This window comes from Ruficoccus sp. ZRK36 (assembly GCF_019603315.1).
In the GTDB taxonomy this organism is placed as follows: domain Bacteria; phylum Verrucomicrobiota; class Verrucomicrobiia; order Opitutales; family Cerasicoccaceae; genus Ruficoccus.
Genome location: NZ_CP080649.1, coordinates 339628 through 356118, shown reverse-complemented (window position 1 = coordinate 356118; position 16491 = coordinate 339628). Strand labels below are relative to the sequence as shown.

The following is a 16491-nucleotide window of genomic DNA, read 5'->3' as shown; positions in this document are numbered from 1 at the left end:
CTGACATGTCCGACGCAACTGATACCCGTCCCTCTGGCCGCTTCCCCTGGCGGCGTACGCTGGCTCTTTTTCTGGTGGCTCTGGTGGCCGCTGTCGGTGCCTTTATCCTCATCGAGACTGGCCCGAAAACCTCGCGCCGTCCTCCGGCTCCGATGCAGGCCGATGTTGAGGTCATCTCACTGGAGCGCACGAGCGCACGTGTCGTCGTCGAGGGGATGGGGGAATTGATCCCGCAGCGCTCGGTCAATATCCTGGCGCAGGTCAGCGGTGAAGTCGTCGAGCTGGGCTCGCATTTCTCAGAAGGTCGCCGCGTTGAAAAGGGCGAGCTGATGCTGCGGCTCGATGACCGTGACTACCAGATCGCGCTTCAGCAGGCCGAGGCTGCGCTCCTGCAGGCGCAGGGGGATCTCGCGATCGAGGACGGTAGCCAGACCATTGCCCGGCGCGAATGGGACTTGATCAAAGAGGCCGCCGCCGTCTCCGGTGCTAACGCCTCTCTGGCCCTGCGTGAGCCTCAGCTCCAGCAGGCCAAGGCCTCTGTCACCACTGCCGAGGCTGATCTGGCCGACGCCAAGCTCGACCTCGAGCGTACCAGTATCCGCGCTCCTTTTAACGCAATCGTGTTGGAGAAAAACGCCGACATGGGTTCCTATGTGCCCCAGCAGACCACGGTGGCCGTCCTGGCCGGAGTGGATGTTTACTGGGTGCAGGTTGCCATCCCCGAGAATCAACTGCACTGGCTGAATGTACCGGCGCCGGGAGAGGATGCCGGGAGTATGGCCCGCGTGTATCCGAATTCTACGACAGACGTTTACCGTGAGGGCTACGTGGTCGCCCTGCTTGGTGACCTCGATCCACAGGGCCGTATGGCTCGCCTGCTGGTGGCCGTAGAGGACCCTCTCGCCATCCAGCCTGAGAATAAGGGTAAGCCCGTCCTGCTGCTGGGTGATTATGTGAGAGTGGAGATGGACGGCGCTGAGCTTAGCGATGTCTTTGAGCTGCCCCGCGAGACCTTTCACGAGGGGTCGCGTGTCTGGATCGCCGATGGCGACGATGCTCTGGAGGTCCGGCCCATTACACCGGTGTGGATGGGGGATGACTCGGTAATTATCGACGAGGGACTCACCGAGGGCGAGCGGCTTGTCCTCAGTAATCTGGCCATGCCTGCGCCGGGCTTGAAGCTCGTGGTGGCAGAGGTCGACAACCCGCTCAGGGCTGAGGAAGAGGAGGCTCGGTGAGCGAACGCACCGAACAGCCACCGCGCCGCCTGCTGGTGCTTTTTCTGGCCCTGCTGAGTGCGACGCCCCCCTTGTCCACGGATATGTATCTGGCGGCGATTCCGCATATCGCCGATCAGTGGGAGGCGCCGATCAGTCAGATCAATCTGTCGCTGGTCTTGTGGTTCGTGGCGTTCAGTATCAGCCTGCTGTTTTTCGGCGCGCTCTCGGATCGGGTGGGGCGCCGTCCGGTCTTGCTGGGCGGGCTGCTGGCCTTTGCCATTACCTCCGGCCTCTGTGCTCTGGCTAACGGCCCGGTGTCACTGATCATCTTTCGTGTCCTTCAGGGCATCGCGGCCTCGGCACCCTCTGCTATGACGATGGCCTACTGCCGTGACTGCTTCACCGGGCGTGCGCGCCAGCAGTTGCTGGCATGGCTCGGGATTATCATCTCGGTGGCACCGATGGTGGCACCGAGCATTGGGGCCATGATTCTAAAGGTGGCGAATTGGCGGGTCATCTTCGCGGTGCTGGCTGTTGTCGGGCTTATCCAGCTGACGCTGGCCTTTCGATACTTTCGCGAGAGTGCAGAGTCCCTTGAGAAAGGCGGCGTGCTGGCGGCTCTTAAGCGCTACCTGCGGCTCACCCGCAATGGCAAGTTCATCTTGGCCAACAGCAGTATGTGCCTGCTGGGGGCTCCAATGCTGGGCTATGTCGGGATCGCTTCGGGTGTTTACATGGACCAGTACGGGCTGAGCGAATCGACCTTTGCCATCCTGTTCGCCGCTGCGCCGCTGCTCTCGATGTCGGGAGCGTATGCCTGTACGCGGCTGCTCCAGCATTTCTCCGACAAGCAGTTGATCTTCGGCAGCTTGATCGGTGGTCTTGTGGCGGGTGTCTTTCTGCTGCTTCTTGGTAATGTGCACTTCCTGTTTTTCATGGTGGGGGCAGCATGCTTTTCATTCTTCGCCGGTATTAGCCGGCCTTTGAGTAACCATGTTATCCTCGAGCAAGTCACTGAGGACATCGGCGCGGCCTCCTCGACGATCATCTTTACCTCGTTCATGGCGGGGGCGATGTGCATGGCCATCGTAACGGCTGGGTGGTCAAACCCGGTCATGGTCTATTCTCTGTGCATCCTCGGCATGTTCGGCTCGATCCTTATGATGTGGCCGCTGCTGATGCGTCGCCTGCGTTTCTAAGCTTTTAATCTCTTTGCGTATCCAACTATGAATACACCCAACTCTACCCGGCGCCGCGGCGCGATTGCCTGGATGGCCGGACACTCCGTCACCGCCAACCTGCTCATGTGCGTGTTTATCGTGGGCGGGCTGATCTTCTCCATGCGGGTCAAGCAGGAGGTGTTCCCCGAGTTTGAGCTGGATGTGGTCAGTATCGCGGTGAGCTACCCGGGGGCCAGCCCCGAGGAGGTCGAGCAAAGTATCGTACTGCCGGTCGAGGAGGCCGTGCAGGGGCTGGACGGCGTCGAGGAGGTCACCTCTACGGCGAGCGAGGGCAGCGGCACGGTCAGGGTTGAGTTGATCGAGGGAGAAAACCTCCAGCAGCTCGCCGCTGACATTAAAAACGAGGTGGACCGCATCACGACTTTCCCGGATGAGGCCGAGCAGCCGACCGTTTCCATCGTCAGCCGTAAGCGAGATGTGGTGACGCTCGTCATCCATGGCAATCAGGACGAGTGGACCCTGCGCTCGGTGGCCGAGACGGTGCGCGATACCCTGCTATCGAACCCCGAGATTACGCAGGTCGAGCTATCCGGTGCGCGCGACTACGAAGTGACGATTACGGTGCCGCGTGAAAGGTTGCGGCGCTACGGGCTGACGCTTCAGGACGTGGCCGACGCTATCAACGACTCGGCCCTGGATATGGCCGGGGGCGGTGTGGACACCGTTTCAGGGGAGATCCTGGTACGCCTCAAGCAGCGCCGCGACTTTGCGCAGGAGTTTGCGGATATCCCTGTCATCACCGGCGGGGACGGCGTGCGTGTGCTACTGAGCGATATCGCCGACATTTCCGATGGTTTTGAGGACTCTGACCTCTACGCCTACTACAATGAAGACCGGGCCGTGCTGATCGATATCTACCGTATCGGCGACCAGACGCCAATCAGTGTCGCATCCGCCGTGCTCGATGAGGTCGCCACGCTGAAGCAGACGCTCCCCAAGGGCATCTCGATCGATGTGCTGGACGACCGCTCAGAGATATACAGCCAGCGCGCAGAGCTGCTGCTGAAAAATCTTTTCATGGGGCTGCTCCTGGTGCTGCTTGTGCTCGGTATCTTTCTGGAGGCGCGGCTGGCCTTCTGGGTCATGCTGGGCATCCCCATTTCCTTCCTCGGTGCGTTCCTGTTTTTCCCGGCCTTTGACATCACGATCAACATGATCTCGATGTTCGCGTTTATCATCACGCTGGGGATCGTGGTGGATGACGCTATCGTGGTCGGTGAAAATATCTACAGCCACCACCAGATGGGGAAGCCCTTCCACCGGGCGGCGATTGACGGAGCCCGCGAGGTGGCCATGCCGGTTGTCTTTAGCGTGCTGACGAATATCGCGGCCTTCACGCCGTTGTTCTTCGTGCCCGGGGTGATGGGGAAAATCTTTAGCGTTATCCCGGCAGTGGTCGTGTCTGTCTTTGCCGTGTCGCTGATCGAGTCGCTGTTTATCCTGCCGGCTCACCTCAGCCACCAGAAAGATATCCATCCGCACGGGATCGGCGGGCGGCTGCACCATCTGCAGCAGCGCTTCAGCCGCGCCTTCATCCACTTTGTGCAGGATCGGTACCACCCCTGGCTGACGCGGGTGCTGCGCTGGCGCTATGTCGTATGCGCCATTGGCCTGGGGGCGATGACGCTGATCTTCGCCTGGGTGGATAGTGGCCGCATGCGCATGATCCTCATGCCGCGCGTGGAGCAGGACTATGCCTACGCCTCGGTTGAGCTGCCCTATGGCTCACCGGTATCGCAGACTGAGCGCATTCGCAAGCAGGTGCTGGCCGCGGCCGAGCGCGTTGTCGCCGATAACGGCGGCGACCAACTGGCCAAGGGCATTTACTCCATCGTCGGGCGCGGCGGTAGCCATGTGGTGACCTTCCGTGTCTACCTGACCGATGCGAATACCCGGCCGATTTCGACCCTGGACTTTACCCGTAAATGGCGCGAGGAGGTAGGCACCCTGTACGGGGTCGATACCTCCAGCTTTGCGTCCGACCGCGGAGGACCCGGCTCCGGGCAGGCTGTGACGGTCGAGCTTAGCCACCGGAGTATTCCCACTCTGGAGGCGGCGGCATCGGACCTGGCGGCGACTCTGCTGGAGTATGCCGAGACGACGGACTCCAACGACGGCTTCCAGCCCGGCAAGGAGCAGTTTAACCTCAAGCTCAAGCCCGAGGGCCAAAGCCTCGGACTTACTGCGCGTGACGTGGCACGGCAGGTGCGCGGTTCCTTCTACGGGGCCGAAGCTCTGCGGCAGATTCGCGGGCGGCACGAGATCAAGGTGATGGTCCGGCTGCCCGAGCAGGAGCGCTCCTCCGAGGCGGATGTGGATTCGCTGATTTTAATGACCCCGGCCGGTGGTGAGGTGCCGCTGACCGATGTCGTAACAATTGGGCGTGACAGAGGCTTTACCACGATCTCCCGCCGCGATGGGCGTCGTATCCTCACGGTGACGGCGGACACGGCCGACCCGGCTGACGCGCCTTTGATCACGGCGGACCTGACCGCGAATGTCCTGCCCGAGCTGGCAGCCCGCTACCCGGGGTTGAGCTATGGCTATGAAGGGCGCCAGGCGGATATGAACGACAGTATCAAGGCCATGATGATCGGCCTGCTGCTGGCGATGCTCGCGGTGTATGCCCTGCTGGCGATCCCTTTCAACAGCTACCTGCAGCCCGCTATCGTGATGCTCGCCATCCCGTTTGGGATCGTCGGCGCGGTCATCGGCCACATCATCATGGGCTATAATCTTTCGCTCATGAGTCTGCTCGGGATCGTCGCCCTGAGTGGGGTGGTGGTGAACGACTCGCTGGTGCTGATCGACTTTACGAACCGGCTGCGCAGAGAGGGGCGCACGGCGGCCGAGGCGGTGACCGGAGCCGCATCCGCGCGCTTCCGCGCGATCATATTGACCACGCTGACGACCTTTGGCGGTCTTTTCCCGATGATTCTGGAGACCTCCCGTCAGGCGCGTTTCATGATCCCGATGGCGATCTCGCTGGGCTTTGGTATCCTCTTTGCCACGCTGATTACGCTGGTGCTGGTCCCGTGTTTCTACGTGATCCTGGAAGACCTGCGCGGGCGTACCCACCATAAGCCCGGAGTCGGCGAAGAAGCCCCTGGCCACGTGCCCGGCGAGGACGCTCCTGCCAAAATGTAGTTGAATACGGATACGTGTGGCGGAGTCGACGAGGTGTGGTGCTTATTGCCCGCTTCGCTCGCGCATCCAGTGCTGCGGGGCCTGCCCAAACTGCTGCTTGAACGCGCGGGAGAAGTAGTGGACGCTGGCGTAGCCGAGGGACTCGGCGGTAGCGCTCACACTGCTCCCGGCGGCGAGCAGGTCGCGTGCGCGGTTAAGGCGGATCAAGTTCTCAAACTGCCGGGGGGAGTGGCCGGTATGCTTCCTGAAAAGACTCCTCAGCAGGGAGTAGCTCACGCCGAGCTCCTCTGCCAGCGATGAGAGCGCCGTGCGCTCTGCGGGGTTTTCCAGCAGGCGGGCACGTACGGCCATGACGAGCTCCTGCTCTCGCGCACGGGGAGCGCCCGCTGCGATACTACCGGCTCGCAGCAGGGCCAGAAGCTGTGGGATGAAGCTGGCCGCTACCTGCTCGCCGCCGGGGCGAGGGTGGCGGAGCCAGTCCAGCAGGCGCTCAAAGATGTGGATCGCCTCGTCGGTGTAGGCGCCCGGCTGGATCGGACGCGAGCGACTGAAAAAATTTTTCATGATGCGGCTGGCCTCCGTGCCCTCGAAGCCCAGCCAGTATTCGCTCCACCCGGTGCGTGGACCGGGGCGATAGCGGTGCCACTCGCCGGGAAAGAGCAGCAGGGTGTCCCCGGCGGAGACGCTGCGCTCACGACAGGAGCGGGACTGAAAGTGCCCGCCCCCGGCAGTGATGAGGACCAGCTGGTATTCGCTCAGGGTGCGGCGTCCATTTTTGTCAAAAGCGTAGGGTAGGGGATGCCCGGTGAGGGGGTAGGGGCTGCCGGGAGGGACTTGCTGGCGTCCGGCATCGATCAGCCGCCATCCCCAGCGCGTAGCGTTGGGGCCAGGGGGGAGGTAGCGGCTAAAGGTGTCGATGCGGTCGGTGTCCATGGCGGTTTCTGAATATTCATAAATCCTGTCAAAAAGTGCAAATAAGAAGTCAGTCCGTGCATATCGCGTTGTATGCGCAGATGCTATACTCTCGGCCTTCAGGGATGTGCCTTCTCGGTTCTCCCCCGATTGAGTCCCCGATAAACCCGACAACCCCCTTCCGTTATGTTTGACCAGGTAAAAGACCAGTACGCCTCGCTCGGCGTCGATGTGGAAAAAGCGCTCGAAGCCATGGCTTCGACCCCGATCTCGCTGCACTGCTGGCAGGGGGATGATGTCGGCGGTTTCGAAGGGGGCGACGGTGAGCTGGGCAGCGGCCTGGCTGTGACCGGTAACTATCCCGGAAAGGCCCGCACCATCGACGAGCTGCGCCAGGACCTCGATCAGGCCGTCTCGCTGCTGCCGGGGACGCACCGGCTCAACCTCCACGCCATGTACGGTGACTTCGGCGGCAAGAGCGTCGACCGCGACGCCATCGAGCCCGAGCATTTCCAGAGCTGGATCGACTGGTGTAAGTCCCACGGCATGGGCATGGACTTTAACCCCTCCTGCTTCTCCCACCCGAAGGCCGATGCGGGCTTTACCCTGAGCAGCCCCGACAAGGGCATCCGCGGCTTCTGGATCGAGCATTGCAAGGCCAGCCGTAAGATTGGTGCAGTCATCGGTCAGGAGCTGGGCAGCGCCTGCGTGACCAATGTGTGGATCCCCGACGGGATGAAGGATCTGCCGGTGGACCGCCTCGGCTTCCGCAAGCGCCTGCAGGAGAGCCTCGACGTGGTCTTTGAGGAAAAGCTCGACCCGGCGCAGAACATCGACGCGGTCGAGTCCAAGCTCTTTGGCATCGGCTCGGAAAGCTTCGTGGTCGGCTCGCACGAGTTTTACCTCGGCTATGCCGCCAGCCGCCAGACCGCGCTCTGTCTGGACGCGGGCCACTTCCACCCGACCGAGGGCATCGCGGACAAGATTTCCTCCGTCCTGATGGTGGTGCCCGAGCTGCTTCTGCACGTCTCGCGGGGTGTCCGCTGGGACAGCGACCACGTTGTGCTCTTCGACGACCCGACTCAGGCCATCATGCAGGAGCTGGTCCGTTGCGACGCGCTCCCGCGTACGCACATCGGCCTGGACTTCTTCGACGCATCCATCAACCGCATCGCCGCCTGGGCCATCGGCACCCGCGCCGCCCAGAAGTGTCTGCTGCTGGCCCTGCTGGAGCCGCGTGAAAAGCTCCGTGAGGCTGAGCTGGCCGGTGATTACACCGCTCGCCTGATGATGCTGGAGACGGCTAAGGCCCTGCCCTGGAGCGTGATATGGGAGGAGTTCTGCCACCGAAATAATGTGCCCGGAGAGCTTGCCTTACTCGACGCGATCCGGCAATATGAGCGCACAGTATTGGCTGCGCGTTCTTGATTTTTTGCATAACTAAGCCTGATCGTGGACTTCGGTGCGCCCTTCTGCTGTGCATCGGGCGCACCGGAGCACCACTTTCACACTTGTTTTTGAGAGGCCTTTTGCGCACTGTCTGACAGCCATGCAGTTTTCCCGAGATGACATCGACCGCATCGTCCGCGAGGTCGTGACCCAGTCCCAGCGCCCCGGTGTCGCTTCGAGCGGCCAACCCATTGCCGCCACGAACTCGGTTCCTGCCAAGGCAAAGGCTGCGGTGCTGGTCGCACCGAAAAAGGTCGAGATCCGGGAGTTTCCGCTGCGTGCGATCGGGCCGGATGAGATTCTGGTGAAAGTCGAGGCCTGCGGGGTCTGCGGGACGGATATCCACTGCTACAACGCCGACCCATTTGGGCTGGCTCCGGTCGTGCTCGGGCACGAGGGCACAGGCATCGTGCTGGAGGTAGGTAAAAACATCCAGGTGGACAGCGTGGGTAAGCCGATCAAGCCCGGCGACCGCATCGTCACGAGTCTGATGAAGACCTCCGAGGCCTGCATGATCGCCAAGTACAACCCGCTGAAGGCGAACCTGTGTGACGATATGCGGCTCTATGGGCTTCTGCCTGACGAGCCCGACAACCACTTTAACGGATACTTTGGCCAGTACCTGATCATCCGCCCGGACGCCTCGGTTTTTGTCGTCAACGACATGAGCGTGGAGCTGCGCACGCTGATCGAGCCTGCCGCCGTCGTTTGCCACGCGCTTGAGCGGGCCAAGACCTGCGGGGTGAAGCTGAACTTCCGCACGCGCGTCATTGTGCAGGGCTGCGGCCCGATTGGCCTGATGATGCTTGCCGTGCTCCGCACCTACGGGATCAACACCCTCATCGCGATCGACGGGAATCCCGGCCGCCTGGAGTTGGCCAAAAAGATGGGCGCGGATGAGACCCTCAACTACCGCGACTATGACGGCATCGACGATTTGGCCGCAGCGGTCAACTCCATGACGAAGGGTGTCGGCGCGCATTTCGGTTTTCAGGTCACGGGCGTACCGGCGGCTTTTGCCAGCCTCTTCAAGTGCATCCGTCGCGGCGGGGGCATCTGCGAGGTGGGGCACTTCGTGGATGGCGGACAGTGCTCGATCAACCCGCACTTTGACATCTGCCAAAAGGAGATCACCGTGACCGGCAGCTGGGTTTATAACAGCGTCGAATACCCGAACGCGTACCACTTCCTCCAGCGTGCCGAGCGTATCGGCCTGCCCATGACCTCGCTCATCACGCACCGTTTCCCGATGGAGCAGATCGAGGAAGCCTTTGCCACCAATATCCGGCAGGAAGGCGTCAAGATCATGATCGACCACCGCCTCTAGGGGGGATTGTGGGGGGATGTTATTTCTGGGCTTGTGCAGCCCAGACCCGCAGCAGACGAAGTCTGCACTTTCGATGCTACGCATCGTGTCAGTGATTGCCGCAACCAGCAAAGCTGGTTGCGGCAATCACTGAGCAGAGCATCAAAACTGGGTCGCCACTTTTTCGACTCCACCCGCGTGTGGTGTTTAGCTGGGCAAATCGTGCGCCAGGTGAGACTTCAATGTCGGTCCATCGTTTGTGCGCAGCACAAACGATGGACCGAGGGTGCAGCCATTGGCTGCCGCAGGGTTTGGGGGCGCGTAGCCCCCACAAATTCGCTCAGTGCTTGATGCACTGGTCCATGCTCTGGGCCGGGTCGGGGTCTTTGGAGAAGCCGGTGACGACGGCGGGGACGCCGACGACGGTGGCGTGCGGCGGTACGTCCTCGACCACGACTGAGCCGGCACCGATGCGGGCGCAGTGGCCGATCTCGATGTTGCCGAGCAGCTTGGCTCCGGCTCCGATGAGTACGCTGTGGCGCACCTTCGGATGACGGTCACCAGCGGTCTTGCCGGTGCCTCCGAGGGTGACCTCGTGCAGGATGGAGACATGGTTCTCGATCACGCTGGTCTCACCCGCGACAAAGCTGGTGGCATGGTCGAGCAGGATGCCGCAGCCGATCCGGGCAGCCGGGTGGATGTCCACCGCGAAGACCTCAGAGATCAGGCTCTGCAGGTACAGGGCGAGCTCCTCGCGCCCGTTGTTCCAAAGCTCGTGGGCGACACGGTAGCAGGTGATGGCCTGGAAGCCCTTGAAGTAGAGCAGGGGGGCCAGGTAGTTCCGGCAGGCCGGGTCACGTTCCTTAATGGCGGTGATGTCGGCACGGATGCGCTCACCGATCTGAGGGTTGTCACGGAAACACTCGCAGAAAACTTCCTTGAGGTACCCTTCGGGGGTGGCGTGGTAGGCGAGCTTACGGGACAGACGCACGGCGAGCGCACTCTCCAGGCTGTCCTGGGTGAGCACGACCTCTTCGAACAGGCTGGCCAGCGCGCGTTCCTTGCTGGCGGCCTGCTCGGCATCCTGTCGTAACTGTTCCCAGACCGGGTCGTTTTCCATTCCGCCTAGGTAAACCGCCTTTGTGGATTGAGCAAGGGATTTGACAGCAAAGTTTTTTGAGGGAACTTTCCCGTTCCTGCCTGTTCCAAGCTTAACCACTCACCCAATCGACTATGAAGATCCTCACTTACTCTCTGATTCTGCTCAGCATGCTGGGCATGGCCAACCTCTCGCACGCCGCTCCCAAGCCCGGCGATGCTGCCCCGGACTTTAGTCTCCAGGGGGCCGATGGTAAAACCTACACTCTTTCTGATTTCAAGGGTCAGTTCGTCATCCTCGAATGGCTCAACCATGGCTGCCCGTACGTGAAGAAGCACTACGGCACCGGCAATATGCAGGCCACCCAGGCCAAGCAAACCGGTGACGGGGCCGTCTGGCTGAGCATCGTCTCCTCCGCTCCCGGCACGCAGGGCTATGAGACGCCGGCTGATGCGCAGAAGACTGCCAAGCAGATGGAGTCGAAGGCGACAGCCGTGCTGCTGGACCCGACGGGCAAGGTCGGTAAGGAGTATGGCGCCAAGCGTACGCCCGAGATCTTTATCATCAATCCCGAGGGCGAGATCGTCTACCACGGGGCGATCGACAACGTCCGCTCGACCAATCCGGCTGACATCAAGACCGCCACCAACTACGTCAACGCCGCCATGGCTGAAGCTACTGCCGGTGAGCCCGTCTCGCAGGCCAGCACCCAGCCCTACGGCTGTGGCGTCAAGTACGCCCATTAACGCAGATGTCTTTTTTGTGGGGCTACGCGCCCCGCACCCGCGGCAGGCGATTGCTGGTCCAGCCGGACCCTGCACTTTCGATTAAAGGCTCGTGCTCCGCACGAGCCTTTAATCGTCATTGGGGTTTATCGTGTCTCGGCTCCCAATGTTAATCCTGTAAGAACCCGAAATCTATCCCAGACTCCATGTTAGTGGAGTCATTGGTGATCCGAAGGATCACGGGTCCAGGGCTTGCCCTGGTGGGCGGAGTGATATTTAAAAAACGGATATGCCGGGGTGGACGATTGAATTACTGGCCGGGGAGCGCCTGACGCGGGGCTTCTGGCTGATCCTTGCGATGCCTGTACCGTTTTGGCTGGCGGTTATATTTTTCCCCTCCTCGCAGGTCGTGCGGCGCATCTGCCACCCGATGGTTGCACCGACGATTCTGCTGATCCCGCTGCTGTATCTGTACTACCAGACGTGGGAGCTGGGCGGGATGGTCTGGCCGGGGGGCATCGGCTACACCGAGGCGCAGTCTGTGGTGCTGCATCCGATGGGCTTCCTGATCCTGTGGTGCCAGTTGCAGATTATGCACCTGTTTCTGGGGCTCGTCCTCTTTCAGCATGCCTGCCGGGTGGGGCTGCGTATCCCCGGCGAGCTGATCGCCTGCTGGGTGCTTGGGCCGATTGGCCTGCTGGTCTACCTCGTGCGGCTGTTGATCAAGCGCGTCCTCAGCTAAAGGGCGCAGCAACCAGCCTGATCGGTACGGCGGCTATTCGCGCTTTTTGCGGCCGGGATTGACGTAGATTTTGATGTCCGCCTGCTGGCCGCCCATGATCTGCATGGCGCGCTTGAGGGCGTTGGCGGTGGACTTGGTCGGGTTGTGCGGGGTGTCGGGGAAGACTCCGTGGCCGCGGCCCAGTTCGTCGAGCAGCCCCGAGTTTTTAAAGACCCGGATGACGTCCTTTTTGCACTCGGAAAAGAGCAGGTGCCGGTCGTGCTCGTGCATGAACTTGAGCAGCTCCTCAATCGCCATGACGGCGGTGGCGTCGAGGTGGCGTGCGTTGCGCATTTTCACGATGACGATCTTCAGGTTGGCGTCCTCGCAGACGCGGCGCATCTGGTCGCGGAAGATTTCCGCCGCCCCAAAGAACAGGTCGCCCTCGACATGGATGATGGAAATCTCCGGGTCGCGGCGGGTGGCCTTCTCCTCCAGTTCGGTGAGCTGCCCCTCATCGGTAAAGCCGTACTCGACCAGCTCCGGGGAGGCGGCCTTGCGGAGGAAGAGGATGATGCTCAGGCCGACGCCGAAGTAGATCGCCGTATCCAGAGGGACAAGCAGACCCGCGATGAGGGTGGAGAAAAACACGATGGCATCGCCCTGAGTCGTGCGGGAGACAAGCTTGATCGCACGGCGGTTGACGAGCGAGAGGCCGATCGTGATGACCAGCACGGCCAGCACGGATTGGGGGACGTAGCGGATGAATGGCCCGATGGCAAAGGCTCCACCGGCCACGATCAGGCCGTTGAGCAGGCTCGCCATCGGGGTGACGCCGCCGCTGCTCCAGCTCAGTTGCGAGCGGGTGAGCGAGCCGGAGGCGGGCATCCCGCTGAAGAATCCGCAGCACATGTTTGAGACACCGATGCTGAACATCTCCTGGTTGGCGTCGAGGCGCTCCCCGGCGCGGGCGGCCAGCGACTTACCGATGGAGGTGCCTTCCAGCACACACAGCAGGGCAATGGCCAGCGCCATGTTACCCACTTGGCTAATAGCGTCGAAATTCAGCTCCGGCGGGGTGAACTTCCACTGGGAGGCATCAATGGACTGCAGCCAGGAAAAGTGAAGCGGAGTCCCTCGTGCAGTGGCGATGGCATCGGCACCCACTGCCAGTGCGGACATCGTTACCAGCACGATGGCGACATTGGGCAGCTTTGGGAGCTTGCGGCTGAGCAGGTAATAGAGGACGAGCGTCAGTACGCTGAGGATGAGCGACTCGGGATGTAGCTCAGGCAGGTGTTTGATCGTCAGGTAGAGCTTGTCAAAAAAGGTGATCGCCTCTTCGCCGGGTGAGAACTTGATCCCGAAGACGTTCTTGAGCTGTCCGGCGATGATCAGTAGCGCTGCCGCCGTGATGTAGCCGACCACCACGGTTCGCGAAATGTACTGGATGAGGTTGGCCACCTTCAGGTAGGCACCCACGATCAGGAGGAGTCCGATCAGGAGCAGCAGCAGTGGCATGTACTGAGCCCGCATCTCCGGATGCATGATCTCCATCGCTGCAAAAGCACTGGCCAGTGTGACGGAGGTGGCATTGGTCGGGCCCAGCGTGATGAAGCGCGAACCGGCAAAGAACGTGGCCGCGATGGCGGCTATCGCGGAGCCATAGATCCCGTACTGGATGGGGAGCCCGGCGATCATGGCGTAGGCCATGCCTTGCGGGAAGGCCAGCAACGCGACATTCAGCCCGGCCCGGAAGTCGCCTTTAAGGGCACTCGGGCCATAGCCCCGGAGGTGCCTGCGCAGGGGAAAGAAATCGAGCTGGTTTTGAGTAACCAGCCAGCGGGCAAGGGCTTTGACGCGTAAAATTCTCAATCCGATCCTGGGCAGCGAGTGGCCCTAGTAAGGCGGGCTACGGTAGCGAATTCAACCACGAACTGACGGCGTGGCTATTTATCGCCTCGGTGGTGACGGGCGCTGAAAGCTGGCCCCTCTCGCTTGGGTATCTTAGCCCTGGAGGATCGAGGAGTCGTAGTCCGGGGTGGCGCCGTCGCAGCTGGCGACATAGGCCCCCAGTCGGCAGGCGCGCTCAAGCAGCTCCTGCGGGGAATCGCCACGCACGAGACCGGCGATGAAGGCCGCAGTAAAGGCGTCTCCGGCACCGATGGTGTCGCGGACTTCGACCGGCGGTGACTCGGCCGTGAGCAGGCGGCGGCCATCATAAAACGCCGCGCCCTTTGAGCCGAGGGTGACGCATAGCTTGCGCACGCCGGTATTGTCGATCACCGCCTTGACGGCGTCCTCCAGATCATCGGGGGAGAAGGGTTTTCCGGCGAGCACAGCCAGCTCGTCCTCGTTGACCTTGAGGACATCCGCCTTTTGCGCGAGGGCGAGGACGGTCTTGCGGTCGTCATGCGGTGGGCGCAGGTTTACGTCGAAAATGCGCAGGGCGTGGGTCTCGCTGAGGATGCTGTCGATCAGCTCGGCATTGCTTTCGCTACGGGCGGCCAGCGAGCCGAAAAGAATGGCGCTGGCGCTGGAGAGTTCGGCGCGGGCGGAGTCGCTGATTTCGATCCGGTCCCATGCGCAGGGCTCCGGGAAAACGTAGCTGGCGGAGCCCTTGTCATCGAGGACGACTTTAGCCACACCGGTGCGCAGGCCTTTTTTGATACCAAAGGCGAAGGTATCCAGCCCCTGTGCCTGGGCGCGCTGGAGTGTCTCCTCGCCGAGGAAATCGTCACCGACCGCACTGATCACGATCGGACGGCAGCCGAGCTTGCGCAGATGGCAGGCGCCATTAAACGGCGCGCCTCCGAGGAAAAGGCCCTTGGGCAGGCAATCCCACAAAACTTCGCCAAAGCAAACGATTTTCTCCATTGCCGAACAGCCTAAGGGAGGACCCTTTCCGGCTGCGAGCGAAAACCCATATCGTCGTTAAGCGGACGAGGCTGCAACCGCTTTACTGGGGAGGAGGCGCGGGCTTTTGAGGAGTGCGCACGATGACAGTGGAGCCACCGGGAGCAGACCAGCCATAGGGGTAGTTATTCCCCGAAGAGTAGCGGAAGTTTACGCTGCCGATGCTGCCGTTGACCTGCACTCCACTGCGCCGGTACACGGGCCGGGGATTGGAGGGGATGACCGTGGCGTTACCGTCACTGCCCACGATGACCACGCGGTTCTGCGGGTAGGGGTAGTAGTAGGCCGGATACTCGGTGCCGTAAAAAGCGGAGTAGCTGCTCTGGCGCTGGGCATTGAGCTCTGCCTGCTGGGCGTCTTTCTCGGCCTGTGCGACCTGCTGCTGGAGCGTGTCGATTTTCTGCTGCTGGGCTTTGAGCTGGTTTTCAGCCTTGGCCAACTCCTCCTGCTCGCGGGTGAAGCGCTCGGCCAGCGGGTTGACGACTTCGGTCACTGAGACCTCGGGGTAGTCGCGCTGGAAGCGCTTCCAGTAGGCGAGCTGGTCGCCGGATGGTTGCGAGAGGAAATCCGGGTCGGACAGCTTGTCCGCCTTGATGCGCTCCCCGGTTTCTATGCGCTTGGCGGTTTTCTGCTCTTTGTGAGCTTCCCATTGGCGGGCGGCTTCGGCCTTGAGCTCTTCCTCGCGGGCAAGTTCATCAGCAGATTTGAGCTCAACCACCGCCACGGTGCCGTCGACGACGGTGACTTTTCCGGCGCGATAAAGGTACAGGGTTTTATCATCCAGCTCGAAGTAGCCCTGCGGTTGGCCCAGAGCGGAGATCATGTCCTCGTAGCTGTCTCCGGGGGCAACGTCTGCCCCATGCGCTGCCGTTGCCCAGCAGAGCATAAACACTAAACTCGCGGTGGCGTAGAGCTTGCCGCACATGATTACGAAATTACGGCGATTTCAGCGAAAAGGCAAGCGCGGGGAGGTGCTTTCAGTTGACCTCCGGCGTGGCTTGGACTTGGCTGGGAAGCCGATGAAACCAGCTACGCCGGGAGAGGGCCACCGCGCCAGATTGCGTCAACGCTTTCTCAAGTCCGGTTTCGACGGATTTGCAGACCACGAGATCGTTGAGGTGCTGTTGACGCTGTGCATCCCCCGGCGCGACGTGAAGGCCCCCGCCAAGGCCCTGCTTCAGCGTTTCGGCTCCGTCAGGGGCATCCTCGACGCATCGCCGGAGCAGCTGCGGGAGATCGCGGGGATCGGTGAAGTCGCTCCTGTCGCCCTGCGCATTATCCGGGAATCGGCGGGTTTGTACCTCCGCCAACGGGCCGAGGCGCGCTCACTGCTGGACGGGGTGGACGAATTGATTGACTTCTGGCGAGCGCGCCTGGGCGGGCTGCGACACGAGGTTTTCGAGGTCGCCTATCTGGACAAGCGCTACCAGCTCCTGCCCGACGGTGTGCAGCGGCTGGAGGAGGGGGTGCCGGACCGTACCACCGTTTACCCGCGCAAGGTCATGCAGGCGGCGCTCGCGCGGCACGCGGTCTTTATCGTGGTGGCCCACAACCACCCCAGCGGCCAGCTCAAGGCCTCCTCGGAGGACCTGCACCTGACGCGGTGTCTGATCTCGGCCGCCAATGCGGTGGGGTTGACCCTGCTCGACCACCTCATTGTCACCCCGGATGACGCCCTGAGCTTCCTCGATCAGGGCTTGCTACAGAAGTGCTGAGGGCAGTTTCGGGGCAGCTCTCCCTGAACAGGGTTGCCAA

At 61.8% G+C, this 16491-nt stretch carries 13 protein-coding genes; 8 read left to right on the top strand and 5 right to left on the bottom strand.

Going from position 1 to position 16491, the window contains the following annotated elements; translation table 11 throughout:
- The first annotated feature begins 5 nt into the window (after nt 1–5).
- The 3 genes from K0V07_RS01470 to K0V07_RS01460 are packed head-to-tail and all read left to right on the top strand — an operon-like array spanning nt 6 to nt 5608.
- Nucleotides 6–1238: an efflux RND transporter periplasmic adaptor subunit gene (locus tag K0V07_RS01470; protein WP_220622760.1), complete on the top strand. Its 1233-nt coding sequence runs from the start codon at nt 6–8 to the stop codon at nt 1236–1238.
- On the top strand, nt 1235–2419 hold the full coding sequence (locus K0V07_RS01465) for an MFS transporter (protein WP_220622759.1): 1185 nt from the start codon (nt 1235–1237) through the stop codon (nt 2417–2419). Before K0V07_RS01470 ends, K0V07_RS01465 begins: the two co-directional genes overlap by 4 nt.
- 27 nt (nt 2420–2446) lie before the next feature.
- A complete protein-coding gene (locus tag K0V07_RS01460) occupies nt 2447–5608 on the top strand; it encodes an efflux RND transporter permease subunit (protein WP_220622758.1) in 3162 nt (1053 codons plus the stop codon).
- 42 nt (nt 5609–5650) lie between these two features.
- Here the strand turns inward: K0V07_RS01460 and K0V07_RS01455 are convergent, their stop codons facing one another.
- Nucleotides 5651–6541 carry an AraC family transcriptional regulator gene (locus tag K0V07_RS01455; protein ID WP_220622757.1) on the bottom strand — a complete coding sequence of 297 codons (891 nt, stop codon included), beginning with the start codon at nt 6539–6541 and terminating at the stop codon, nt 5651–5653.
- Nucleotides 6542–6706: 165 nt separating this feature from the next.
- Between K0V07_RS01455 and K0V07_RS01450 the strand changes: the two genes are divergently transcribed.
- Entirely contained in the window at nt 6707–7948 is a 1242-nt protein-coding gene (locus K0V07_RS01450; RefSeq protein ID WP_220622756.1) for an L-rhamnose isomerase, read from the top strand.
- Nucleotides 7949–8069: 121 nt separating this feature from the next.
- The gene (locus K0V07_RS01445; protein ID WP_220622755.1) at nt 8070–9296 is read left to right on the top strand and encodes a zinc-binding dehydrogenase; all 1227 of its coding nucleotides are present in this window, start codon (nt 8070–8072) and stop codon (nt 9294–9296) included.
- 319 nt (nt 9297–9615) lie between these two features.
- Here K0V07_RS01445 and cysE read toward each other — a convergent pair whose 3' ends face one another.
- Nucleotides 9616–10395, bottom strand: a complete 780-nt coding sequence (gene cysE / locus K0V07_RS01440; RefSeq protein WP_220622754.1) for a serine O-acetyltransferase — start codon at nt 10393–10395, stop codon at nt 9616–9618.
- A 113-nt stretch (nt 10396–10508) separates the two neighbouring features.
- Here cysE and K0V07_RS01435 point away from each other — a divergent pair, with 113 nt between their 5' ends.
- On the top strand, nt 10509–11120 hold the full coding sequence (locus tag K0V07_RS01435; RefSeq protein WP_220622753.1) for a thioredoxin family protein: 612 nt from the start codon (nt 10509–10511) through the stop codon (nt 11118–11120).
- A gap of 268 nt (nt 11121–11388) precedes the next feature.
- Entirely contained in the window at nt 11389–11841 is a 453-nt protein-coding gene (locus K0V07_RS01430) for an abscisic acid-deficient protein Aba4 family protein (RefSeq protein WP_220622752.1), read from the top strand.
- 33 nt (nt 11842–11874) lie between these two features.
- Here the strand turns inward: K0V07_RS01430 and K0V07_RS01425 are convergent, their stop codons facing one another.
- The 3 genes from K0V07_RS01425 to K0V07_RS01415 all read right to left on the bottom strand — a co-directional run bounded on the left by K0V07_RS01425 (nt 11875) and on the right by K0V07_RS01415 (nt 15661).
- Entirely contained in the window at nt 11875–13695 is a 1821-nt protein-coding gene (locus K0V07_RS01425; protein WP_220622751.1) for a SulP family inorganic anion transporter, read from the bottom strand.
- A gap of 132 nt (nt 13696–13827) precedes the next feature.
- Nucleotides 13828–14697 (bottom strand): carbohydrate kinase, encoded by an 870-nt coding sequence (locus K0V07_RS01420; protein ID WP_220622750.1) that lies wholly within the window; start codon nt 14695–14697, stop codon nt 13828–13830.
- An 82-nt stretch (nt 14698–14779) separates the two neighbouring features.
- Nucleotides 14780–15661, bottom strand: coding sequence for a hypothetical protein (locus K0V07_RS01415; protein ID WP_220622749.1), 882 nt, complete (start codon nt 15659–15661; stop codon nt 14780–14782).
- Between the two features lie 94 nt (nt 15662–15755).
- Between K0V07_RS01415 and radC the strand changes: the two genes are divergently transcribed.
- The gene (radC, locus tag K0V07_RS01410) at nt 15756–16451 is read left to right on the top strand and encodes a DNA repair protein RadC (RefSeq protein ID WP_220622748.1); all 696 of its coding nucleotides are present in this window, start codon (nt 15756–15758) and stop codon (nt 16449–16451) included.
- Nucleotides 16452–16491 lie beyond the last annotated feature (40 nt).